Source organism: Pseudomonas sp. RIT409 (assembly GCF_003052515.2).
Classification (GTDB): domain Bacteria; phylum Pseudomonadota; class Gammaproteobacteria; order Pseudomonadales; family Pseudomonadaceae; genus Aquipseudomonas.
On record NZ_QARE02000008.1, the window covers coordinates 223,931 to 245,912 of the forward strand.

Genomic DNA, 21,982 nt, shown 5'->3' on the forward strand with positions numbered 1-21,982 from the left:
ACCGCTTGCCGTTCAAGCGTCTACGATTCATTCAGTTCTACCCCCTCGCCCCTCCTTTCCAGCCGTAATCGTGGATTGTTGCTCATGCCAGACGCTTCAAGCGCCGCACCCCAACGCCCTATCGCCGTCACACTGCAGGTCGTTTCCATCGTCCTTTTCACCTTCATCGGTTACTTGAACATCGGGATTCCACTGGCCGTTCTGCCGGGGTATGTGCACACCGACCTGGGCTTCGGCGCAGTCACCGCGGGGCTGGTCATCAGCGTGCAGTACCTCGCCACGCTGCTCAGCCGCCCTCAGGCCGGCAAGATCATCGACAACAAGGGGCCCAAAAAGGCCGTGATCATCGGGCTGTTCGGTTGTGGTCTGAGCGGGGTGTTCATGCTGCTCGCGGGCTGGCTCGATGCCTGGCCGATGGTCAGCCTGGTGTGCCTGTTCGTCGGTCGTCTGGTGTTGGGCAGCGCGGAAAGCCTGGTCGGTTCCGGCTCGATAGGCTGGGGCATCGGTCGGGTCGGGGCCAGGAACACCGCGAAGGTGATTTCCTGGAACGGCATCGCCAGCTACGGCGCGCTGGCGATCGGCGCTCCTCTGGGCGTGTTGCTGGTCCAATCCCTAGGCCTGTGGGCGATGGGGGTGAGCATCATACTCCTGGCGGCGCTGGGCATTTCGCTGGCCTGGAAAAAGACACCGGCCCCGATCGTCCACGGGGAACGGATGCCCTTTCTCCATGTGCTTGGCCGCGTGCTGCCCCACGGTACGGGGCTGGCCCTGGGGTCAATCGGGTTCGGTACCATCGCGACCTTCATCACCTTGTATTACGCCAGCCACGCCTGGCCGAATGCAGTGCTGTGCCTGAGCCTGTTCGGCGCCTGCTTCATCTGTGCACGGCTGTTGTTCGGCAACATGATCAACCGAATCGGTGGCTTTCGTGTGGCCATTGCCTGCCTGTCCGTCGAAGCGCTGGGGTTGCTGCTGCTGTGGTTGGCTCCCAATCCAAACCTGGCGCTGGCCGGGGCGGCACTGACCGGCTTTGGTTTCTCGCTGGTGTTTCCGGCGCTGGGGGTCGAGGCGGTCAACCTGGTACCCGCTTCGAGCCGTGGCGCCGCCGTGGGTGCGTACTCCCTGTTCATCGACCTTTCCCTGGGTATCACCGGCCCTCTGGCCGGGGCAGTGGCGTCAGGCTTTGGCTTTTCCTCGATATTCCTGTTCGCGGCGCTGGCGTCACTGGGCGGGCTGGGATTGAGCATCTACTTGTACAAACAGGCGAAGGTGATGCGAGAAACGGCTACGGGTTTGTGAGGAACTGAACCTGCCGCCGATCAAGGGCCAAGAGCGGCCCGCGACAGCTCGTCAAAAGTCGACCTTCCCCCGCCCTGCCTTGATCGATCCGCGTTTGGACTTTGCTTCCAGCCGACGGGTTTTCGACCCCAGCGTCGGCTTTGTCGGTCGGCGTTTCTTCTCGACCTTCGCCGAACTGACGATCAACTCGGTCAGCCGCTCCAACGCGTCCGCGCGATTCTGTTCTTGCGTTCGGTATTGCTGAGCTTTGATGACAATCACACCATCGCTGGTAATGCGGCTGTCACGCAAAGCGAGCAGCCGCTCTTTATAGAATGACGGCAGGGACGATGCGTTGATATCGAAACGCAGATGCACCGCGCTCGAGACCTTATTGACGTTCTGCCCGCCAGCGCCCTGAGCGCGGATTGCGGTCAGTTCCACTTCGTGGTCAGGCAGGTGGACGTTGTTGGAAATGATCAACATGGGGTTGCCCGTATCGAGACGTCATATCAGGGCCTTCACCGCTCGGTGAGGAGGGTTTCACTGGCGGGGAGTCAGCGTCGGCAGAACGGTCGCTTCAGCCGACGCTTTACGCAGGAGTGAATGCGCACCGGGCCATCGGCGCGCCCCCCCACACTACTTGATAATCGAATTGCGTTGCGCCATCGACTGGCTTTCGGCATGACGCCGGATCTTGACGATGTAGAACAGCCCCATCGCGACCAGCCAGACCGGGATCGCGTAGACCGAAATGCGGATGCCGGGAATCATCAGCATGATCACCAGAATCATCACCACGAAGGCCAGGCACACGTAATTGCCGAACGGATACCAGAGCGACCTGAACGTTGGCTGGCGGTCCTTGCTGATGAGGTACTGACGAAACTTGAGGTGCGAGATGCTGATCATGGCCCAGTTGATCACCAGCGTCGCAACCACCAGAGACATCAGCAACTGCAGCGCGTCCTGCGGAATCAGGTAGTTCAGCAGCACCGCAATCAGCGTGACGGCCGCCGAGACCAGGATGGCCCGCACGGGTACCCCACGCTCATCCACCCTCGCCAGCGACTGCGGCGCATCGCCCTGCTCAGCCATGCCGAACAGCATCCGCGCATTGCAATACGTGCCGCTGTTGTACACCGACAGCGCGGCGGTCAGTACCACGAAGTTGAGAATGTGAGCCGCCGTCGTACTGCCGAGCATGGAGAACACATGCACGAACGGGCTGCCGCTGTAGGCATCGCCCGATGCATTGAGGTCAGTGAGCAGAGCATCCCAGGGAGTCAACGACAACAACACCCCAAGCGAACCGATGTAGAAGATCAGGATGCGGTAGATCACCTGATTGATGGCTTTGGGAATGACGGTTTTCGGTTGATCGGCTTCGGCAGCGGTGAAGCCCAGCATCTCAAGGCCGCCAAACGAGAACATGATGAAAGCCAGCGCCATGACCAGCCCGCTGACGCCATTGGGAAAAAACCCGCCGCGGTCCCAGAGGTTGCTGACCGAGGCCTGCGGGCCACCGTTGCCGCTGACCAGCAGGTAGCTGCCCAGAGCGATCATGCCCAGAATGGCCAGGACCTTGATGATCGCAAACCAGAATTCGGTCTCGCCGAACACTTTGACGTTGGCCAGGTTGATGACGTTGATCATCACGAAAAACACCGCGGCCGAGGCCCAGGTAGGGACTTCCGGCCACCAGTACTGGACGTATTTGCCGACGGCAGTCAATTCCGACATGCCCACCAGAATGTACAGCACCCAGCAGTTCCAGCCGGACAGAAAGCCGGCGAAGCCACCCCAGTACTTGTGCGCAAAATGGCTGAAAGACCCGGCGACCGGCTCTTCGACGATCATTTCGCCCAGTTGGCGCATGATCATGAAGGCAACGAAACCGCACAGGGCATAGCCCAGAATCATCGACGGGCCGGCCGATTTGAGAACCCCGGCAGATCCCAGGAAAAGCCCGGTGCCTATAGCACCACCGAGGGCAATCAGCTGGATATGGCGGTTTTTGAGGCCGCGCTTCAAGTCACCCGAATGGGACATGTGTTCACTCATTTCAGTGTCACCTTATTGTTCTTGTCTGTGACGGAATCGAACCCGACGCGCTTATGGCGCAGCGGAATGGAAACGAGGTGGGTAACCCCGAATGGATGGCGCGCAGGCGCCCATGGATCACAGAAAAAACGCGCGGCATTGTACACCCCAAACCAGACGGTGCCGAACCGATGTCCACCCTACGTGGGCGTAGGAGGATGTCCCCCAAAAAAAAGCCAGTCACAGGGACTGGCGTTTTTTTAGCTCAAACCTGCGTCATTCAGGCTTGCGGCGACCATTGGGAGCACCGCGGCGCTTGCTCGCAGGCGCTTTGTCGTCGCTCAGCTTGATGCCGGGACGCGTCGCTTTCGGCTTGGTTGGCCGCTTGGCCACCTCGCTCGGCCGCTCCGCCACTGGCGTCGCGCGGCCGCCGGTACGACCTTCCACCGCTGGGCGCGGCGTACGCGCGGGGCGCCCGCTGTCGGCTGGGCTGCGTGCAGGACGCTCTGCTTCGGACGACGACGCATCACGCGCCGGACGCAACTGACGCACCCGCTCGTTCTTGCTCAGCGGGCGGGAGTGTTGCCGCTGCAAGCGCTCCAGACGGTCTTTGGCCTTGGCGTTCATCTGCGGCATCGCCACAGGTTTGAGGCCGACCTCTGCGCTGAGGATGTCGACTTCCTGCTGGCTCATTTCGCGCCAGCGCCCCATTGGCAGGTCGGAATTGAGGAATACCGGACCGAAACGCACGCGTTTCAGGCGGCTGACCACCAGACCTTGGGATTCCCACAGACGCCGCACCTCACGGTTACGGCCTTCCATCACCACGCAGTGGTACCAATGGTTGAAACCCTCGCCACCCGGCGCTTGTTGGATATCGGTGAAACGCGCCGGACCGTCTTCGAGGATCACGCCGTTCTTCAGGCGCAACAGCATGTCGTCATCGACCTCGCCGCGCACGCGCACGGCGTATTCACGGTCCATTTCGAACGACGGATGCATCAGGCGGTTTGCCAGTTCACCGTCGGTGGTGAACATCAGAAGACCGGTGGTATTGATGTCCAGGCGACCGATGTTGATCCAGCGGCCTTCTTTCGGGCGCGGCAGGCGGTCGAACACGGTTGGACGGCCTTCCGGGTCGTCGCGGGTGCAGATTTCGCCATCCGGCTTGTTGTAAATGATCACGCGACGGACCGTTTCGGCCCCTTCCTCACGCTTGATCACTCGGCCATCGACCGTGATCGCATCGTGCAGGTCGACGCGCTGGCCCAGGGTGGCCGCGACGCCATTGACCTTGATCCGGCCTTCGCCGATCCAGGCTTCGACATCACGACGCGACCCTACGCCGATCCGCGCCAGCACTTTCTGCAGCTTCTCGCCTGCAGGGCGGATCTCGGTTTCTTGCTTGTCTTGTTCACTCATCTGGGCACCTCCCGGTGTGTCGAATCAGGGTCATGCGCGAGCGGGCATGGCCTGTTGCCCGACTCTGAAGGCCAGAGCGTGGGCTGAAACTGAAATGTCTTGGCGAGTGAGGTTCGCCAAAAGGCCGCGAATCATACGCCCATGGCGCACGTCGCGCATCAGAGACTAGATGAAAATGTCCGCCTTATTTCTTTTTCCGCCGACCGGCGGCCTTCTTCATGTCTTTCAGGCGCGCTGCCGACGCCGCCAGCACGGCGCGTTTTTCGTCCTTGTCCATTTTCTTCCAGGACTTGATCTCCCGCTTGCTGCGCCCGCAGCCGCGGCAGATGTCGTCATCGAATTTGCAAATGCTGATGCAGGGATCTTTCGTGCTCACGTGAGAGACCTGGTGAATTGTTTCGCTGCGCTGAAGGGGGCTTCCGCCGGTGCTCGACGGCCCAGGGGCGAGACACACGCTCTCGCAGCCCACGCCATCAGCGTGGATCTTGGTCGTCTGGCGGCGAATCTTCCAATTCAGAGACTTTATCGGCCTCATCGGGCAACAGGTCATCGAAGTCGGTTTTAAGACCCTGCTCCATGGTGTCCAGTTCGGCGAGCAGGCTGCGGAAGCTGGTTTCGTCCCGAGGCGGTTCCGGCTCGGCTTCGCCCTCTTCAGCCAACGTGGCGTCCGCCATGGCTTGCAGATGGTCGGGCACCGGCGCGTCGTCGAACTCCAGCACGGGCTCGGCCTCCATCTCACGCAAGTCGGCCAAGGGTGGCAATTGCTCCAGGCTCTTGAGGTTGAAATGATCAAGGAATGCCTTGGTGGTGGCGAACATCGCCGGTTTGCCCGGCACGTCACGGTAGCCGACGATCCTGATCCACTCGCGTTCCATCAACGTCTTGACGATGTTGCTGTTGACCGCCACACCCCGTACATCCTCGATCTCTCCCCTTGTGATCGGCTGGCGATAGGCGATCAGCGCCATGGTTTCCAGCAGCGCGCGCGAGTAGCGTTGCGGTCGTTCTTCCCAAAGGCGCCCCACCCAAGGCGCGAATTTCTCGCGAATCTGCAGGCGATAACCGGACGCCACTTCCATCAGCTCGAACGCGCGGTTGTCGCAGGATTTGCCCAACAATGTGAGGGCCTTCTTGAACACCGCCGGTTCCGGGCGTTCGCCTTCTTCGAACAGCTCGTAGAGCCGCTCGAGCGATTGCGGTTTGCCGGACGCCAACAGGAAGGCTTCAAGCAGAGGGGCGAGTTCACGGGGGTCGTTGAGGTTCATCAATTCGCTCTTGCTTATTACTCGGCTCGCGCCCGTACATGAATGACAGCGAACGGCTCGTTCTGCACCAGCTCGACCAGTTGCTCCTTGACCAGTTCCAACACCGCCATGAACGTCACGACGACACCCAGTCGCCCCTCCTCTGCCGTGAACAACTCGGCAAAGGGGACGAAACCCGCGCCTTTCAACCGTTCAAGCACGTCGCTCATACGCTCGCGGGTGGACAACGCTTCCCGGCTCACCTGATGGCTTTCAAACATGTCCCCCCGGCGCAACACCTCGGCCATGGACATGAGCAGCTCTTCCAGCGCGACATCCGGCAACAGCTTGCGCGCCCGCGCCTGCGGCGCATCGAGCTTGGGCACCACCACTTCGCGGCCGACACGAGGCAATTCATCGATAGCCTCGGCGGCCGCCTTGAAGCGCTCGTACTCCTGCAAGCGGCGAATCAGTTCGGCACGCGGGTCGTCCTCTTCCTCTTCGGCGGTTTCCGAGCGCGGGAGCAACATTCGTGATTTGATTTCGGCGAGCATGGCCGCCATCACCAGGTACTCGGCCGCCAGCTCTAGACGCACCGTTTTCATCAACTCGACGTAGCCCATGTACTGGCGTGTGATCTCCGCGACCGGGATATCGAGGATGTCGATGTTCTGCTTGCGAATCAGGTACAGCAGCAGATCGAGCGGCCCTTCGAAGGCCTCAAGAAACACTTCCAGCGCATCGGGTGGGATATACAGGTCGACCGGCATTTGCGTGACGGCCTGCCCATAGACCACGGCGAATGGGAGTTCCTGCTGGGCGCCCGCCTGGGGGTCCAGTGCTTGAGCCTCGGTCACTCGACAGCGACCCCGAAAGGCGTTGGATCACCACAGCCGACGCGGACGACCTGCGGCTCACCTTCGGACAGGTTGACCACCGTGGACGCGGATACGCCACCGTGCCCGGCGTCGATGATCAGGTCGACCTGATGCTCGAGCAATTCGCGCATCTCGTAGGGATCGCTCATCGGCAAGTCTTCCCCCGGCATGATCAGGCTCACGCTCATCAGCGGCTCGCCCAGTTCCTGCAGCAACGCCTGCGCGACTGGATGACGCGGGACCCGCAAGCCAATGGTGCGGCGTTTCGGGTGAAGCACCAGGCGCGGGACTTCCCGCGTGGCATTGAGGATGAAGGTGTACGGCCCCGGCGTATGCGCCTTGAGTTCCCGAAATGCCGCCGTGTCGACCTTCGCGAACAACCCCAATTGCGAAAGGTCGCAGCACATGAGGGTGAAATTGTGTTTATCGTCCAGCTGCCGCAGACGACGAATACGCTCGACAGCGTTTTTGTCACCCATCTGACAACCCAGCGCATAGGACGAATCGGTCGGGTACACCACCAGGCCACCGCGCTTGATGATGTCCACGGCCTGTTTGATCAGGCGCGCCTGCGGGTTCTCCGGATGGACCTGGAAAAATTGACTCACGGTAGTTTCCTGTTCAGACGGCAGTGGACGGGTCATGTGTGAATCGCCGCCATAACAACGGCAGATCCTCCGGCAATGGACGGTAGACGCCTATTTCGGACCAGGCGCCGGGGGCGTGGAAGTCGCTTCCCGCGGTCACCAGCAGGCCGAATTCCCGAGCCAGGATGGCCAGGCTGCCCACCTGATCGGCGGGTTGCAAGCCGTTCACCACTTCGATTGCCTGGCCCCCGGCCTGCAGGAAATCCGCAACCAGCTTGCGACGTTTGCTGCGAGTGAAATCATAGTGCCATGGATGGGCAAGGCTGACCCAGGCGTTGGCCGCTCGCAAGGTGGCGACCGTGTCTTCGAGCGTCGGCCAGTGCTGCTTCACATCGCCCAGCTTGCCTGCACCCAGCCATTTGCGAAAGGCCTCGGCGCGATCCTTGACGAAGCCTTCATTGACCAGAAAATCGGCGAAGTGAGGTCGGGCCGGTGCGTTTCCGCTGTCCCCAAGAGCTCTCTGAACGGCGCGCGCGCCTTCCAGCGCACCAGGCATACCTTTCATCGCCAATTTGCGGCCGATTTCCTCGGCCCGCAGCCAGCGTCCACTGTGCAATTGCTCAATGGCTTCCCGCAATGGCGGGGCATCGACATCAAAGCCGTAACCCAGAATGTGGATGGTGGCGCCGCCCCAGGCGCAGGACAGCTCGATGCCGTTGATCAGTTGCATGTCCAATGCATGCGCCGCGGTGCGGGCCTCTTCGAGGCCTTCGATGGTGTCGTGATCGGTCAGCGCGAGCACTCTGACACCGTGCTCGAAGGCGCGGGCGACCAGCGCCGAAGGCGCAAGCGCGCCGTCGGAGGCGGTGCTGTGACAGTGCAGGTCGACATTCATAGGGGCGCTTTCGCAGTCATTGATGTTTGTTATTATGCCGTCACATCCAGCTTCTGGCTCTCACTGTGAAACAATTCATCGATTTCATCCCGCTTATCCTGTTCTTCGTCGTCTATAAAATCAGCCCCCAAGCCGTCGATATCATGGGTCACAGCTTCATGGTTGGCGGGATCTTCAGCGCCACCGCAATGCTCATCGCCAGTTCCATCGTGGTCTATGGTGTGCTGTATGTGCGTCAGGGCAAGCTGGAGAAAAGCCAATGGCTGACCCTCATCGCCTGCCTGGTGTTCGGCAGCCTGACCCTCGCCTTTCACAGTGAAACCTTCCTCAAATGGAAAGCTCCTGTGGTCAACTGGCTGTTCGCGCTGATTTTCGCTGGCAGTCATTTCATCGGTGACCGCCTGCTGATCCAACGGATCATGGGCCACGCGCTGACCCTGCCCCAGGCCATCTGGACGAAGCTGAACATCGCCTGGATCGTGTTCTTTCTATTCTGTGGTGCGGCGAACCTATATGTCGCCTTCACCTACCAAGACTTCTGGGTCGATTTCAAAGTCTTCGGCAGCCTGGGCATGACCCTGATTTTCCTGATTGGGCAAGGCATTTTCCTGACCCGTCATATTCGCGATGCGGACGCATCGACAGAGCCTTCCACCAAAAAAACCGAGGACTGAAATGCTCTACGCCATCGTAGCAACGGATGTCGCCAACTCGCTGGATAAACGCCTTGAGGCACGACCTGCTCACCTGGAACGCCTGACTGCGCTGAAAAACGAAGGCCGAGTTGTCCTGGCGGGCCCGTTGCCTGCCATCGACAGCAACGACCCTGGTCCGGCCGGCTTCACTGGCAGCCTGATCGTCGCCGAGTTCGAATCACTGAATGCCGCACAGGCCTGGGCCGATGCGGACCCGTACATCAAAGCGGGTGTCTACGACCACGTCGTAGTAAAGCCGTTCAAGCAAGTCCTGCCCTAGCGTTCTCTGCAAAGGACACGTGCACGGCCGGGTTCGCGCCTGTCGGACCTGACTGCTCATTATTCGCATTGCCGTGCCGATACCCTGACAAATGCCCATGAACCCGGCGCGCTGACCCTGCGCCGCGAGATTAGTCAGGAGAGCAGATGCGTCCACGTCCATGGTGTGTGCTGGCGGCCGCGCTGGCCGTTTCGCTAATCAGTTTCGACGTTCGAGCGGAGGAGTCCAGCGATGCCTTCGACCCTGCGCAGCCCCTCCCCCCTGCAGCCAGCGAACTGGTGGAACTGCGGGAGCGACTGGCGCAGAGCGAAAAGCAACGTGAAGAATTGACGCGCCAACTGCACAATGCCGATGCAGAACGCGAAAGTATTCAACTAGGTCGCCTGCGTCAGGAGAACCAAAGGCTGAAATTGCAGCTCAAAGAAGCGCAATCAGTCATGCCTGCGCGCGTGCTGACCGAGCAACAACAATGGTTCGTGACGGGGGGCGGCGTTGCAGTGGTCGCCCTGCTGTGCGGTATCTTTGCCAGCGGCTGGCGTAGACAGCGTCGGCAATGGCTAAATTGAGTGAGTCATGAGCGAGCTGTTACTTATCGATGATGACCAGGAGCTGTGCGAGCTCCTGAGCAGTTGGCTGAGCCAGGAAGGGTTTGCGGTCCAGGCATGCCATGACGGCCAGAGCGCCCGCAAGGCGCTCGCCGATTCCGCTCCCGCAGCCGTGGTGCTGGACGTCATGCTTCCCGACGGCAGCGGCCTGGAACTGCTCAAGCAATTACGCACCGACCACCCCGATCTGCCCGTGCTGATGCTGTCGGCCCGCGGGGAACCACTCGACCGCATTTTGGGCCTGGAGCTAGGCGCGGACGATTACCTGGCCAAACCCTGCGACCCTCGAGAATTGACTGCCCGCCTGCGCGCGGTGCTGCGCCGCAGTCACCCGGCAGCCGTGTCGAGCCAGATCGAACTGGGCGACCTGTGCTTCAGTCCGGCCCGTGGCGTGGTGACCATCGACGATCAGGAGTTCACCCTCACCGTTTCCGAGGCCCGTCTGCTCGAGGCGCTTTTGAAACAGCCTGGGGAGCCGTTGGAGAAACAGGAGCTGGCACAACTGGCGCTGGGCCGTAAGTTGACCCTCTACGACCGCAGCCTGGACATGCACGTCAGCAACCTGCGCAAGAAAATTGGCCCGCATGCCGATGGCAGGCCGCGCATCGTGGCCTTACGTAGCCGCGGCTATTACTACACGGTTTGACGCGATGACGTGTAGGCGTGCGCTTGCCCGCGATTGCGTGGCATCTGATGGCACAGACGTATCCGCCCTATCGCAATGGCGGGCAAGCGCTCTCCTACGAAAAGCAGCCAGTGTCAGCTCAGTGCTACCCCCCTCTTTACCCAAGCTTTACCCACACCTGACCTCGCTTGACCTTGATCTCCCTAAACTGGCCACAACCGGCACAGAGCCGGATCCGAGACAAGGAGATTCACCATGCGCAAGACTCTGATGGCTTTGATGTTCGCTGCAGCCCTGCCAACCGTCGCAATGGCCATGCCTCCAGAAGGTGGTCCGATGGGAGGCCCTGGTTTCGATGGCCCGGGCATGCACCACCATCGTGGGCCGTTCGACAGGCTGAACCTGACCCCCGAGCAGCGTCAGCAGGTCGGGAAGCTGATGGGTGATCAATGGCGCGGCCGTTCCGAAATCACTCAGAAATACCTGGCCAAACTGTCCCCCGCCGACCAGAAGGCCATGAAGGATGAGATCGAAGCCAAGCACGCGAAAACCCAGGCCGATATCCGTGCGATGCTGACCCCTGAACAGCAGAAGACGTTTGATCAGTTGCAGAAGGAACGTGAACAGCGTCGCGCCGAACGCGCCGAGTTCGAAGCCTGGAAGGCGCAGAAAGCGCAAAAAACCCAGTAACAGGTTTGCGGCCGCGGCAGTAAACTCCCCACCCGACACGCCTGCGCGGCGTGTCGGGATGCTTGTTTAACGCGCCTCGTGCAGGGGCAGGATCGAGGGCTCTACGTGCGTTCATTGTTCTGGCGAATTCTCGCGAGCTTCTGGCTGGCGATCGCATTGGTGGCCGGGCTGTCGATCCTCTGGGGGCACATGCTCAATCAGGATGCCTGGATCCTCAGCCGCCATCCCGGCCTGCACAATCTGCCGCAGAAATGGACGCAGCTTTACGAAGAGCAGGGCGAAGGCCCGGCGCAAGAGTATCTGCAGAACCTCAAACGCAAATACCACTTCGATGTCCAGGTATTGAACGACAGCGGTGAGGCCGTCATCCCTGGCACGTTTCCGCCAAGGGCGGCCGCGTTCGAGGCGCGTCAACAGAAAGATGACGAACGCCCGCTTCCGTGGCGCCGCCTCACCGCGGAATACACCAGCCCCAAGACCCAGGAAACCTACCTGCTGATCTACCGCATCCCGCACCCGGAACTGGATGCCTGGCACCGCCAGAGCCTGATGTGGCCGCTCAGTGCCTTGGTTATCGCGCTAGTCGTCCTGACCCTCTTCAGCCTGCTGGTGACCCTCTCGATTACCCGCCCGCTCAGTCGGCTACGGGGTGCAGTGCACGATCTGGGTCAGACCACTTATCAGCAGAACAGCCTCGCCCGCCTGGCGGACCGGCGCGACGAATTCGGCGTGCTGGCCAATGATTTCAACCGCATGGGGGCTCGGTTGCAGAGCCTGATCGTCAGCCAGCGCCAACTGCTGCGCGATGTTTCCCATGAGTTGCGCTCGCCACTGGCGCGCCTGCGCATTGCGTTGGCGCTGGCGGAGCGCGCAGAGCCCGCTGAACGCGAAAAACTCTGGCCACGGTTGACGCGCGAGTGCGATCGCCTCGAAGAACTGATCAGTGAAATTCTAGCCCTGGCCCGACTGGACGCCGACATGGGCAGTGCTTCGGCGGTGGACGTACCGGGCCTGCTTCACCACCTGAAAGACGAGACCGAGTTGAGCAGCACTGACCAGACGATCGTGGTCGATGCCGCGCCCGAGGCACGGCTTCAAGGTTGGCCCAACGTACTCGAACGGGCGATCGACAATCTGTTGCGCAACGCCCTGCGCTTCAACCCGATTGGCCAGCCCATCGAATTGAGCGCTCACCAGACCGCCGAAGGCGTGCGCATCAGCGTGCGCGATCATGGGCCAGGCGTCAGCGCCGAGCAGCTGGCGCAATTGGGCGAGCCGTTCTATCGCGCGCCGAACCAGACGGCGCCAGGCTATGGCCTCGGCCTGGCCATCGCCAAACGCGCCGCCGAGAAGCACGGCGGGCACCTGGTGTTCGAAAACCATCCGCAAGGCGGGTTCGTCGCCAGCATCGTGGTGCCGCCGGAGATTTGAGCCTCGCTCTGGAAGGTTGCCCGCTTCCGAATTCGCCGGTGAATGGCCGATGAGTGAAGTGCTGTCATACCGCTGACGCCCCCCGTCCGCCGGCAGCAGGGGGCTTCACCCCTGCCATGCACTCACGAACGCGGACAGCTCGGGCTTGCTCGCTTCCCGGGGCGGGTTTTGAGGGGTCCCGAGGTAGAGAAATCCGACGACTTCTTCGTCGGCGGTCAGTCCCAAGCCTTTTGCCACATGGGGCGAATAAGCAAGCTCGCCGGTGCGCCACACGGCACCGATACCCATTGCATAAGCGGCCAGCAACACGCCATGTGCCGCGCATCCAGCAGTGATGACCTGTTCCTTTTTGGGCACTTTGAAATGGTCGGTCAGTTTCGCGATGACGACCATCACCAGCGGTGCGCGCAGCGGGCCGAATCGGGCCTTTTCCAATGCCTTTTCATCCGCGCCCCCGCCCTTCTCGATCAACGCTTCGGCCAGCAAGTCGCCCATGCGCTGACGCGCGTCGCCCTCGACGGTCAGAAAGCGGTAAGGCCGCAGCCCCCCATGGTCAGGCGCCCGCAAAGCCGCCCCGAAGAGGATTTCACGCTGGGCAGCGTCCGGGGCCGGTTCGATCAGCCGCGGTACGGACACACGATTGAGCAGTACATCGAGCGCTTCCATTGAAGAGTCTCCTGAGAATGGATGGGCCATTGTAGTGCCGACGACGGATTCTTGAACGTCAATGACCACGTAACAGGCCATTCTTACATCATTCTCGGAAAGTGCTTCGGTTTACAGCGCTTGGCCCGCGAGTAGAATGAGCGCCTTTCCACTCACAGATCAGAGCGACTGCATGGCGTTGCCGACCCTTCGCACCATCGGTTTCATTATCGGCATCTTCCTGATCACCCTCGCCATCGCCATGGTCGTGCCCATGGTCACGCTGGTCATTTTCGACCGCACCGGTGACATGCCGTCATTTCTCTGGTCGAGCCTCATGACCTTTATCGCCGGCCTTGCGCTGGTGGGTCCTGGGCGCCCGGAACATGTGCACCTGCGCCCTCGAGACATGTACCTGCTGACGGTCAGCAGTTGGGTGGTGGTGTGCATTTTCTCGGCGCTGCCTTTTCTGCTCACGCAGCACATCAGCTACACCGACTCGTTCTTCGAGAGCATGTCCGGTATCACCGCAACGGGCTCCACGGTGCTCAGCGGACTCGACAACATGTCGCCAGGCATCCTCATCTGGCGCTCATTGCTCCACTGGCTGGGCGGGATCGGCTTCATCGGCATGGCGGTCGCGATCCTGCCGCTGCTGCGCATCGGTGGCATGCGCCTGTTCCAGACCGAGTCTTCGGATCGCTCCGAAAAGGTCATGCCGCGCTCGCACATGGTCGCCAAATACATCGTGCTGGTGTACGTCAGCATCACCGTTCTGGGCAGCCTGGCATTCTGGTGGGCGGGCATGAGCCTGTTCGACGCCATCAACCACGCGATGTCGGCCATTTCCACTGGAGGCTTTTCCACATCCGACCTGTCCCTCGCCAAATGGCCACAACCCGCCGTGCATTGGGTCGCCATCGTGGTGATGATCCTCGGCAGCCTGCCGTTCACGCTGTACGTTGCATCCCTGCGTGGCCATCGCAACGCGCTGATCAAGGACCAACAGGTGCAAGGCTTCATCGGGCTGCTGCTGGTCACGTGGCTGGTGATGACGCTGTGGTACTGGGTGACCACCGACCTGCCATGGTACGAGGCGCTGCGACACGTCGCCCTGAACACCACCTCGGTGCTGACCACCACCGGCTTCGCGCTGGGGGACTACAGCCTGTGGGGGAATTTCGCGCTGATGTTCTTCTTCTATCTGGGCTTCATCGGCGGCTGCTCCGGCTCGACGGCCGGTGGGGTGAAGGTGTTCCGCTTTCAGGTCGCCTACATCCTGCTCAAGGCCAACCTCAACCAGTTGATTCATCCTCGCGCGGTCATCAAACAGAAGTACAACGGCCATCGGCTGGACGATGAAATCGTGCGCTCGATCCTGACGTTTTCGTTCTTCTTCACCATCACGATCTGCCTGATCGCCCTGTTGCTTTCGCTGCTCGGGCTGGACTGGATGACCGCACTGACGGGCGCCGCGAGCACGGTGTCGGGCGTAGGCCCAGGCTTGGGCGAAACCATCGGCCCGGCAGGCAACTTCTCGACGTTGCCGGATGCCGCCAAATGGATTCTGTCGGCGGGGATGCTCTTGGGTCGGCTGGAAATCATCACCATTCTGGTGCTGTGCGTTCCGGCGTTCTGGCGGCATTGAGTCGGCTACGAGAGGATCATGCGATCGATTTTCTGATTCGATATTCGCCGGGCGTTTCGTCGAACCAACGACGAAACGCCCGGAAAAAATTGCTGGGGTCGGCGAACCCCAGCAGATAGGCAATTTCCAGCAGGGTCATCTGCGGCTGCGCGAGGTACTGCTCGGCCAACTCGCGACGGGTATCGTCCAGCAGGGTCTGAAAGCTGGTGCCCTCCTCCTGCAGACGGCGCTGTAGGGTGCGCTGCGAAAGATGCAGGCTTTGCGCCACAGCCTCTCGCTTCGGTTCGCCGCGCGGCAGCAGGCGGCAGAGTACCTGCCGCGCCTGGTGGGTCACCCGGTTGCTGGCAAAACGGGCGAGAAACTCCCCCGCAAAGCGGTCGTGCAATCTGGCCATCGCTTCATCCGCCGTGGGCAGCGGCGCTTCGATGTCGGCGCGCTCGAATACCAGGGCGTCGTAAGGGGCATTGAAGGTCAGCGGGGCGTGAAAGAACTTTTTGTAGGGTTCCAGGTTTTTCGGCGTGTCACCCTGGATCAGCACCTGCCGAGGATGCAGCGGGCGCCCCGTCAACCAGCCACAGAAGGCCAGGGCAAACGCCAGGGAAGCTTCGGCGCTTTGGCGAGTAGGCGGGAGCAGATCGCCGTGGACGGTCAGAATCAGCGCATACCCTTCAGGCAGCAGACGGAAGCTCAAGTCCGCACTGTCCGCGATGATGCGCTGGTAGCGCACCAGCCGCTCGAAGCCTTCTTTGAGGGTACGGCTGGACATCAACGCGTACCCGGCGACACTGAACGAAGCCGGGCGAACGACCCGCGCGATGTTCAAGCCAATTGCCGGGTTGCCGGACAGTTCCACAGCACGCTGCCATAGCCGGGTCATGCCGTCCTGGGGAAACCGCGCATCGGGGTTCTCAAGGTCGGCATAGATCAGACCCAACTCCTCGAACAGTGCGCGGCAGTCCAGGCCGTCCATTTCGAGGGATTTGACGATCCCCATCGCCCAGCTCGAAGAAGTCGTTTTTTCCATGGCCCCGTCTACAGGTCACCGATCGCTCGCCCCTTGGCGACCGATAGCCGAAGGATACTACGTTGGCACCCATTGTCACTGGCCGCCACGTACCCTCCGCTAGACTGTAGATCTGACAAACAACAAGAGAGGCGTGCAGTGGAAAACCTCAAGAGCTTCGAGCGTTTCGCCGACTTCTATCCTTTTTACCTACAGGAGCACCGGGACAGCACCTGCCGTCGCTTGCATTTCGTCGGCACGACGCTGGTCATCCTGATTGCCGCGAGCGCTCTATTCAGCGGGCATTGGCTGTTATTCTGGGTGTTGCCGCTGGCCGGCTATAGGCTTCGCCTGGATCGGTCATTTCTTTTTCGAGAAGAATCGCCCGGCCACGTTCAAGCACCCCTTCTACAGCCTGTTGGGCGATTTTGTGATGTACAAAGACATGCTCACAGGCCGGGTTGCCTTCTGATGGCGGCTTATCAGCGTGGTGAATGGCAGGGCTTTCTAAGCGCCTGAAACCTGTTGTCGCTGGCCGCCCGTGGTGACCGTTGACCGCCGTCGTTGCTCAGACGGTGTCGGACACCGCTGGCACCGGCGCGGTCTTCGCCTGCAGGTGGGCGTCGGCCAATCTGAACAGTTCGATGGTGCCATCCCAGTGTTCGATCAATGCCGTGCAGGACTCCACCCAGTCGCCGCAGTTGAGGTATTCCACCCCTCCCACTTGGCGGATTTCCGCGTGGTGGATGTGCCCGCAGACCACGCCGTCCAGCCCCCGCCGCAGGCATTCGCGGGTGATGGCCTCCCCAAAATCACTGATGAAATTCACCGCCGTTTTGACCTTGTGCTTCAGGTACGCCGACAGCGACCAGTAGCCCTTGCCATATTTGGCGCGCCAGTGGTTGAGCCAGCGGTTGAGGGTCAGGGTGAACTCATAGGCCGAGTCGCCGAGAAACGCCAGCCAACGGTGGTAGCGGGTGATGACGTCGAATTGATCGCCATGAATCACCAGCAATCGACGCCCGTCGGCGGTGACATGCTCGACTTCGTCCACCAGATGGATGTTGCCCAGGATCAGTTTCGAATAGCGACGCAGGAATTCGTCGTGGTTACCCGTGACATAGATGACCTCAGTGCCGCGCTTGCTCATCGTCAGCAGGCGACGGATGACGTTGGTGTGCGCTTGCGGCCAGTACATGCCACCGCGCAGTTTCCAGCCGTCGATGATGTCGCCGACCAGATAGATCCTGTCGGCATGATAGCGCTTGAGGAAGGTCGCCAAGTGCTCGGCCTGACAGTCCCGGGTGCCCAAGTGCACATCTGAAATCCACAGGGTCCGGACACGCTGTTTACGGCTGGGCTTCAGATGTTCGGCAATGCTCATGGACAGCCTCCACTCGGGTTTCCACAAGGGTGGACCGGAGGGGTGAAGTGCACATGACGAAGGTATTGACGTTTGATGACAGCCATCAGGGCCGCGCGAGCCACGTCACCCTCTCGGCACGCAGTGCGATGCGACAGGCAATCGAGCCCTGGAGGCCGCCGCAGTGGCGCTGGACGGACAGCACCCATCCATTACAGATGGCGCCCCCCATAACTCGCGTCAGTTGTCGAGGCTGGACTGGCGGTCGTTGTGACCAAGATCGCGATGCGGATCGATCTGATCACGAACCCGCTGCTTGAGGGTTTTGGCTTCCGGAAAACCACCGTCAGCCTTGCGTTCCCATATCTGCACGCCATTGCAGGAAATGACGAACACGCCACCCGTGCCAGGCACCAGCGAAACCTTGCCCAGATCATCGCCGAAGGTGCTGAGCAGTTCCTGAGCCAGCCAGGCCGCGCGCAGCAACCATTGGCATTGCGTGCAGTACGTGATGACGATTTCAGGCTTGTCCGTCATGGCGTTCAGTCCAGACCGGCCAGCAGATCGCGGGCCGATTGCTGGAGGCCGTCGTCGGACTCATCGATCACTTCCCGCAACAGACGGCGGGCGTCCTCGATGTTGCCCTCGTCTATCAACACTTGCGCCTCGTTGAGCTTGCTCAAAGGCTCGCTGTCCAACTCCATCAGATCGAACTCGATGTCATCGGAAAGAAAACTGTCGAGGAACTCGTCGTCCAGCGAGTCACTGGCGCTCTGGGCGACCGAAGCGGTTTCCGGAGCGGGCTCGAACTCCACCTCGAACGCGGGCGCGGCCTCCTCCTCGGCGTAATCGCTGAGAAATTGCTCCTCCGGCATTTCGAACACTTCGGGCAACTGAGTGAGGTCCGATGCGAACGAAGGATCGACTTCTGGCTCCGCCGCGGTCTCGGGCTTGCGCACAGGGGTGCTGTCGAATGGATCGACCAGATCCCAATCGGCATCCAGCGAAAGGTCATCCAGATTGAGCTGGAAATCATCGACCGGTTCAGGGTTCAAGGCAGCAGCGGCGCTTTCATCCAGTTGCAGAGGCGCGTTTTCATTCGCGCCTTGCGCAGCGTGTGCGGTGGCCGCCGCAACGACCGCGGGCCCCACCACGGCAGCCGGGGCCAGGGAGGACGACCGTTCGGGTTCCGGCTCAGGTGCCGACGCCGCTTCAACCTTGAGCTTTGGATAGCGCGCGCGGATCTCGGCGAGTTTTTCTGGCTCAACGCCGTGACCCAGCAGGATGTTCTCTTCTTCATTGAAGCCGGCTATGTCGCCCTGCTCGCCCAACAGTTCGAGCACGCGCATGCGGACGTCAGTGCGCTGCGGTTGAGTCTTCAGGGCATCGCGCAGAATGGCCAGGGCCTCGGCGAACCGGCCATAGGCAATGTAGATGCTGGCGCCATCCAAGGCATCGGTCGCGGCGCCTGCCAGGCGTTGGCCTGCCGGAGCGGCGGGCGCGGCAGGTGACGCCGTCGTCAGAGGGCGGGGGGTCACTGCGGGCACCTCGAACACTGGCGTGACCGTCTGTGCCGGTTTGACGATGGCCTCGGCAGCGTCCGGTACTGGCTCCAGCGCGTTTCTGATCCGGTTGCGCCGGACCGACCACGCCAGCGCCAGTAGCAAAATCAACAGCAGCAACGCCGCCAGCACGGTGGTCCAGGGAAACTCATCGTCCGCCGCGACCGGAGCTGGCAAGGCGGTGGGCTGAGCGGGTTCGACCCTCTGGACGGGGGCAGCGTTGGCAGGAACCGCTGGCGCCGTTGGGGCTGGGCGTGCGGCCAGCGCCTTCATCTCCGCCAGTTGGGTCTGCAACTCAATGATCTGCTTGTCCTTGGCGGTTTTGTCCTCGGAGATCTGTTGCACTTGGGCCTTGAGATCATCGACCGCCTTCGCCAAGGTCTGGTTTTCCATGGCCGTGGCGGTCAATTGTTCGGCAGCGTTCGGCGGTGCGGTACCGGAAACAGGCGCAGGGGGTGGCGACCCGGCGGCTGAGGACGCGGGAGCAGCCACCTTCGGCTCTGCAGCGGCATCGGGCAGCAACAGGCTCTGCCCTATTTTCAACTGGCTACGCTCCCCATTGGGAAACGCTTGCGGGTTCAGCGCCTGGATACCGCTGATCAGGTCGGTCGATGACGACTTGCTGCCAGCGGCTTGAAGCTGGCGTGCGATCCCCGCCAGGGTATCGCCCGACACGACGGTGTAGTGCTTGCCCTGTACCGCTTTGGGTGGGGCGACCGGGAAACGGGACTGATCGTTTTGAGTGGCCGTGGCTGGCGACTGGGTGCGGCTGCGCGTGGCGGCGAGCCCGGCCGGAGAATTGGGCGGGTCCAGCAACACGGTGTACTCGCGCAACTGATCACCGTTAGGACGCGAAAGGCGCACCAGAAAATCCATGTACGGTTCAGTGACCGGCTTGTGCGATTCGACTCGCACGACCGCGCGATTGCCACGGATCACCGGGGTAAAGCGCAGGTCGTTGAAAAAGAACAGCCGCTCCACCCCCGCTTTGTTGAACGCCTCGGCGGACGCCAGGGTGACGAGAATTTCTTCCGGGGTCAGCCCGCCAGCCTCGATCAATTCGATGTCCGCGTTGAACGGCTGGCCCAGGGCCGAGTGCAGAGTGATATCGCCCAACCCCAGTGCAGCCGCCGTGGAACTGTGCAGGATGGCCGCCGAAGCGATGGCTGCGGCCAGCAACCCCACACGACGACCTGACTGAACGCGAAACGATCCGTGACTCCCGCGCCGACGACCGGCCAGAAAACTCTTCAGCATGCGAACCCTTATGAGGCAGGCTTCCCTGCAAATTTCTTAATGAACACCAGCATTATGGCTGCAAATAGAACAGGATGTTTCGGCAGGTTCAACGTATTTGTCACGGGTCTGGGCCAATGCCGTCAGGATTTCTCCAGATTCGCCAGGATGGTCGAGTGCACGCGCATGCAAACACGCAAGTCTTGCTCGTCGATGCCTTCGAATAGCTCATGGCGCAGCGCGGTGGCAATGGTCTCGATCTTTTCAATCAGAGGCGCAGCGGTGTCGGACAGCAGAATTTTCTTCGCCCGACGATCCTCAACCACGGCTTGGCGCCGGACGAGGCCTTGATTCTCCAGGCTGTCGAGCAGCCGAGCCAATGTCGGACCTTCGACGCCGACACTCTGCGCGAGTTCGCGTTGGGTCGGGGCCTCGTTGAAGCGAGAAAGATGAAGCAGAACCAGCCAGCGCGCCTGGGACAAGCCCAAGTCGGCCAGACGGCGATCAAGCTCGGCTCGCCAGCCTCGGGACAGGTTGGCCAGTTGCATGCCAAAGCGATGTTCTTCAGTCAACGGCATAAGTAACTCAATGGTTAAAGACGATTCCTAATTAATAGGCAGCTAACCATGGAGGCCCTGACGAGGCAAGAGGTGCGACGCGGTGTTTCGTCGCACGAGGGGCTGGCAGACGCGAAGGGGGCGGACCTGCGTAATGATGGACGATGGGCCGTAGAGCGAGCCGAGGTCCACCGGGGCCCCTATGTAGGCGTCAGATCTCGAATTCGGACTGCAACGCGGCCCGAACGCAATACAGCACGCCCTCCGGTACGCGCCCGGCGAACAGGCTGGCAATGGAAGAAACGGGCGGCAACTCCCCTTCGCCATCCAGAAACGCATCCTGGATCTCCCCGAGCAGGTTTTCAGGCAAGTCCAGCGCCTGCTGCAACGACAATTGCTGATTGCCCACCGCCTCGGCCAGCATCGCGTAGACATTCTTTTCAGAGCACTGCAGCTGACCGGCGATCTGGGTCGGCGTCATGCCCGCCCGCGCAAGGCTGATCAGCTCATGCCGCAGATCGGTCACGGTACGCGCCGCCGGAGCGCCCCCACCCAGGACTTCCAGGAACGCCGCACCGTATCGCTCCAGCTTGCGCGCCCCCACACCGCTGACTCGCGCCATGTCGGCCATCGTTGCAGGCTGGCTGCGCAGCATCTCCAGCAAGGTCGAGTCCGGGAAGATGACGTAAGGCGGTACCCCATGCTCCTCGGCCAGCTTGCGTCGCAAGGTGCGCAGCGCTTCCCACTGTTCCCGTTCTTCGCCGCGCACCAGTTGGCTGGCAGGGCTCCCGGCCGCCTTGGGCGTGGTTTGCGGTTTGAGGTCGCGGCGCAACTGCAGGGTGACCTCGCCGCGCAGCAAGGGGCGACAGGCATCGGTCAAGCGCAGGCCGCCATAGCCCTCCAGGTCCGTGTCGGCCAGCCCCCGGGCCACCAACTGACGGAACAACGAGCGCCACTCGCCTTCGCTGCGGCCCTTGCCTACACCGAACACAGCGAGTTTCTCATGGCCAAAACTCTGCACCTTGTCGTTTGCCTTGCCCAACAAGACGTCCACCAGATGACCGACACCGTAGCGCTGGCCCGTGCGGTAGATCGCCGACAGCGCCTGACGGGCTGGCTCGGTCGCATCCCAGGTCTGTACGTCGTCGACACAGTTGTCGCAATGGCCGCAAGGATTGGGCATGTCTTCATCGAAATAGGCCAGCAAGGCCTGACGCCGACAGCGGGTCTCTTCGCACAGCGACAACATCGCGTCGAGCTTGTGTTGTTCGACGCGCTTGTGCCGCTCGTCACCT

The 21,982-nt window shown here is 61.4% G+C and carries 23 protein-coding genes and 1 pseudogene; 9 read left to right on the top strand and 15 right to left on the bottom strand.

All coding sequences use genetic code 11. The features are described from left to right. Positions 1-84 precede the first annotated feature (84 nt). Positions 85-1,299: an MFS transporter gene (locus DBP26_RS12875; RefSeq protein WP_108240336.1), complete on the top strand. Its 1,215-nt coding sequence runs from the start codon at positions 85-87 to the stop codon at positions 1,297-1,299. A 51-nt stretch (positions 1,300-1,350) separates the two neighbouring features. On the opposite strand, the gene arfB is transcribed toward DBP26_RS12875, so the two are convergent. The 8 genes from arfB to DBP26_RS12915 form a co-directional block, all read right to left on the bottom strand. Beyond that, positions 1,351-1,764 (bottom strand): alternative ribosome rescue aminoacyl-tRNA hydrolase ArfB, encoded by a 414-nt coding sequence (arfB, locus tag DBP26_RS12880; RefSeq protein ID WP_108240335.1) that lies wholly within the window; start codon positions 1,762-1,764, stop codon positions 1,351-1,353. A 153-nt stretch (positions 1,765-1,917) separates the two neighbouring features. Further along, on the bottom strand, positions 1,918-3,342 hold the full coding sequence (locus DBP26_RS12885; RefSeq protein ID WP_108240334.1) for an amino acid permease: 1,425 nt from the start codon (positions 3,340-3,342) through the stop codon (positions 1,918-1,920). Between the two features lie 255 nt (positions 3,343-3,597). After that, positions 3,598-4,743 carry a 23S rRNA pseudouridine(2605) synthase RluB gene (gene rluB, locus DBP26_RS12890; RefSeq protein WP_108240333.1) on the bottom strand — a complete coding sequence of 382 codons (1,146 nt, stop codon included), beginning with the start codon at positions 4,741-4,743 and terminating at the stop codon, positions 3,598-3,600. Positions 4,744-4,927: 184 nt separating this feature from the next. Next, complete coding sequence (locus DBP26_RS27290; RefSeq protein ID WP_256600452.1) at positions 4,928-5,119, bottom strand: DUF1289 domain-containing protein; 192 nt, start codon at positions 5,117-5,119, stop codon at positions 4,928-4,930. A gap of 97 nt (positions 5,120-5,216) precedes the next feature. Further along, positions 5,217-6,008, bottom strand: coding sequence for an SMC-Scp complex subunit ScpB (scpB, locus tag DBP26_RS12900; RefSeq protein ID WP_108240331.1), 792 nt, complete (start codon positions 6,006-6,008; stop codon positions 5,217-5,219). Positions 6,009-6,025: 17 nt separating this feature from the next. After that, positions 6,026-6,724, bottom strand: coding sequence for a ScpA family protein (locus tag DBP26_RS12905; protein WP_177411051.1), 699 nt, complete (start codon positions 6,722-6,724; stop codon positions 6,026-6,028). A 116-nt stretch (positions 6,725-6,840) separates the two neighbouring features. After that, a complete protein-coding gene (locus tag DBP26_RS12910) occupies positions 6,841-7,473 on the bottom strand; it encodes an L-threonylcarbamoyladenylate synthase (RefSeq protein WP_108240329.1) in 633 nt (210 codons plus the stop codon). A gap of 13 nt (positions 7,474-7,486) precedes the next feature. Continuing rightward, positions 7,487-8,347: a PHP domain-containing protein gene (locus DBP26_RS12915; RefSeq protein ID WP_108240328.1), complete on the bottom strand. Its 861-nt coding sequence runs from the start codon at positions 8,345-8,347 to the stop codon at positions 7,487-7,489. A gap of 65 nt (positions 8,348-8,412) precedes the next feature. Here DBP26_RS12915 and DBP26_RS12920 point away from each other — a divergent pair, with 65 nt between their 5' ends. From DBP26_RS12920 to DBP26_RS12945, 6 genes are all read left to right on the top strand, one after another. Next, positions 8,413-9,021, top strand: coding sequence for a septation protein A (locus DBP26_RS12920; RefSeq protein ID WP_108240327.1), 609 nt, complete (start codon positions 8,413-8,415; stop codon positions 9,019-9,021). Position 9,022: 1 nt separating this feature from the next. Further along, complete coding sequence (locus DBP26_RS12925; RefSeq protein ID WP_108240326.1) at positions 9,023-9,322, top strand: YciI family protein; 300 nt, start codon at positions 9,023-9,025, stop codon at positions 9,320-9,322. 146 nt (positions 9,323-9,468) lie between these two features. Beyond that, positions 9,469-9,888 carry a translation initiation factor 2 gene (locus DBP26_RS12930; protein WP_108240325.1) on the top strand — a complete coding sequence of 140 codons (420 nt, stop codon included), beginning with the start codon at positions 9,469-9,471 and terminating at the stop codon, positions 9,886-9,888. A gap of 7 nt (positions 9,889-9,895) precedes the next feature. Further along, complete coding sequence (locus tag DBP26_RS12935; protein ID WP_108240324.1) at positions 9,896-10,573, top strand: response regulator transcription factor; 678 nt, start codon at positions 9,896-9,898, stop codon at positions 10,571-10,573. 234 nt (positions 10,574-10,807) lie between these two features. Beyond that, on the top strand, positions 10,808-11,242 hold the full coding sequence (locus tag DBP26_RS12940) for a Spy/CpxP family protein refolding chaperone (RefSeq protein WP_108240323.1): 435 nt from the start codon (positions 10,808-10,810) through the stop codon (positions 11,240-11,242). A 105-nt stretch (positions 11,243-11,347) separates the two neighbouring features. Further along, positions 11,348-12,673 carry a HAMP domain-containing sensor histidine kinase gene (locus DBP26_RS12945; RefSeq protein WP_108240322.1) on the top strand — a complete coding sequence of 442 codons (1,326 nt, stop codon included), beginning with the start codon at positions 11,348-11,350 and terminating at the stop codon, positions 12,671-12,673. A gap of 105 nt (positions 12,674-12,778) precedes the next feature. Here the strand turns inward: DBP26_RS12945 and DBP26_RS12950 are convergent, their stop codons facing one another. Further along, positions 12,779-13,339 carry a nitroreductase family protein gene (locus DBP26_RS12950; RefSeq protein ID WP_108240321.1) on the bottom strand — a complete coding sequence of 187 codons (561 nt, stop codon included), beginning with the start codon at positions 13,337-13,339 and terminating at the stop codon, positions 12,779-12,781. Positions 13,340-13,511: 172 nt separating this feature from the next. On the opposite strand from DBP26_RS12950, the gene DBP26_RS12955 reads away from it, so the two are divergent. Then, the gene (locus DBP26_RS12955; RefSeq protein WP_108240320.1) at positions 13,512-14,966 is read left to right on the top strand and encodes a TrkH family potassium uptake protein; all 1,455 of its coding nucleotides are present in this window, start codon (positions 13,512-13,514) and stop codon (positions 14,964-14,966) included. Between the two features lie 16 nt (positions 14,967-14,982). On the opposite strand, the gene DBP26_RS12960 is transcribed toward DBP26_RS12955, so the two are convergent. Next, positions 14,983-15,990, bottom strand: coding sequence for an AraC family transcriptional regulator (locus tag DBP26_RS12960; RefSeq protein ID WP_108240319.1), 1,008 nt, complete (start codon positions 15,988-15,990; stop codon positions 14,983-14,985). 138 nt (positions 15,991-16,128) lie between these two features. Here DBP26_RS12960 and DBP26_RS12965 point away from each other — a divergent pair. Beyond that, positions 16,129-16,441, top strand: a pseudogene (locus DBP26_RS12965) (DUF962 domain-containing protein). A gap of 96 nt (positions 16,442-16,537) precedes the next feature. On the opposite strand, the gene DBP26_RS12970 reads toward DBP26_RS12965, so the two are convergent. The 5 genes from DBP26_RS12970 to DBP26_RS12990 form a co-directional block, all read right to left on the bottom strand. Then, complete coding sequence (locus tag DBP26_RS12970) at positions 16,538-17,353, bottom strand: UDP-2,3-diacylglucosamine diphosphatase (RefSeq protein ID WP_108240318.1); 816 nt, start codon at positions 17,351-17,353, stop codon at positions 16,538-16,540. A 219-nt stretch (positions 17,354-17,572) separates the two neighbouring features. Further along, positions 17,573-17,869, bottom strand: coding sequence for a SelT/SelW/SelH family protein (locus DBP26_RS12975; protein ID WP_108240317.1), 297 nt, complete (start codon positions 17,867-17,869; stop codon positions 17,573-17,575). A 5-nt stretch (positions 17,870-17,874) separates the two neighbouring features. Continuing rightward, a complete protein-coding gene (locus tag DBP26_RS12980; protein ID WP_108240316.1) occupies positions 17,875-20,151 on the bottom strand; it encodes a FimV/HubP family polar landmark protein in 2,277 nt (758 codons plus the stop codon). A gap of 122 nt (positions 20,152-20,273) precedes the next feature. Beyond that, on the bottom strand, positions 20,274-20,708 hold the full coding sequence (locus DBP26_RS12985; RefSeq protein ID WP_108240315.1) for a MarR family transcriptional regulator: 435 nt from the start codon (positions 20,706-20,708) through the stop codon (positions 20,274-20,276). 190 nt (positions 20,709-20,898) lie between these two features. Next, the coding region (locus DBP26_RS12990) for an RQC domain-containing protein (RefSeq protein WP_177411049.1) at positions 20,899-21,982 on the bottom strand (1,084 nt) is incomplete at its 5' end.

What these genes read in the sequence shown, in the direction of transcription:
- DBP26_RS12875 (WP_108240336.1), top strand. Translation starts at nt 85, where the DNA reads ATGCCAGACGCTTCAAGCGCCGCACCCCAACGCCCTATCGCCGTCACA.
- arfB (WP_108240335.1), bottom strand. Translation starts at nt 1,764, where the DNA reads ATGTTGATCATTTCCAACAACGTCCACCTGCCTGACCACGAAGTGGAA.
- DBP26_RS12885 (WP_108240334.1), bottom strand. Translation starts at nt 3,342, where the DNA reads ATGAGTGAACACATGTCCCATTCGGGTGACTTGAAGCGCGGCCTCAAA.
- rluB (WP_108240333.1), bottom strand. Translation starts at nt 4,743, where the DNA reads ATGAGTGAACAAGACAAGCAAGAAACCGAGATCCGCCCTGCAGGCGAG.
- scpB (WP_108240331.1), bottom strand. Translation starts at nt 6,008, where the DNA reads ATGAACCTCAACGACCCCCGTGAACTCGCCCCTCTGCTTGAAGCCTTC.
- DBP26_RS12915 (WP_108240328.1), bottom strand. Translation starts at nt 8,347, where the DNA reads ATGAATGTCGACCTGCACTGTCACAGCACCGCCTCCGACGGCGCGCTT.
- DBP26_RS12925 (WP_108240326.1), top strand. Translation starts at nt 9,023, where the DNA reads ATGCTCTACGCCATCGTAGCAACGGATGTCGCCAACTCGCTGGATAAA.
- DBP26_RS12930 (WP_108240325.1), top strand. Translation starts at nt 9,469, where the DNA reads ATGCGTCCACGTCCATGGTGTGTGCTGGCGGCCGCGCTGGCCGTTTCG.
- DBP26_RS12935 (WP_108240324.1), top strand. Translation starts at nt 9,896, where the DNA reads ATGAGCGAGCTGTTACTTATCGATGATGACCAGGAGCTGTGCGAGCTC.
- DBP26_RS12940 (WP_108240323.1), top strand. Translation starts at nt 10,808, where the DNA reads ATGCGCAAGACTCTGATGGCTTTGATGTTCGCTGCAGCCCTGCCAACC.
- DBP26_RS12950 (WP_108240321.1), bottom strand. Translation starts at nt 13,339, where the DNA reads ATGGAAGCGCTCGATGTACTGCTCAATCGTGTGTCCGTACCGCGGCTG.
- DBP26_RS12955 (WP_108240320.1), top strand. Translation starts at nt 13,512, where the DNA reads ATGGCGTTGCCGACCCTTCGCACCATCGGTTTCATTATCGGCATCTTC.
- DBP26_RS12960 (WP_108240319.1), bottom strand. Translation starts at nt 15,990, where the DNA reads ATGGAAAAAACGACTTCTTCGAGCTGGGCGATGGGGATCGTCAAATCC.
- DBP26_RS12970 (WP_108240318.1), bottom strand. Translation starts at nt 17,353, where the DNA reads ATGAGCATTGCCGAACATCTGAAGCCCAGCCGTAAACAGCGTGTCCGG.
- DBP26_RS12975 (WP_108240317.1), bottom strand. Translation starts at nt 17,869, where the DNA reads ATGACGGACAAGCCTGAAATCGTCATCACGTACTGCACGCAATGCCAA.
- DBP26_RS12980 (WP_108240316.1), bottom strand. Translation starts at nt 20,151, where the DNA reads ATGCTGAAGAGTTTTCTGGCCGGTCGTCGGCGCGGGAGTCACGGATCG.
- DBP26_RS12985 (WP_108240315.1), bottom strand. Translation starts at nt 20,708, where the DNA reads ATGCCGTTGACTGAAGAACATCGCTTTGGCATGCAACTGGCCAACCTG.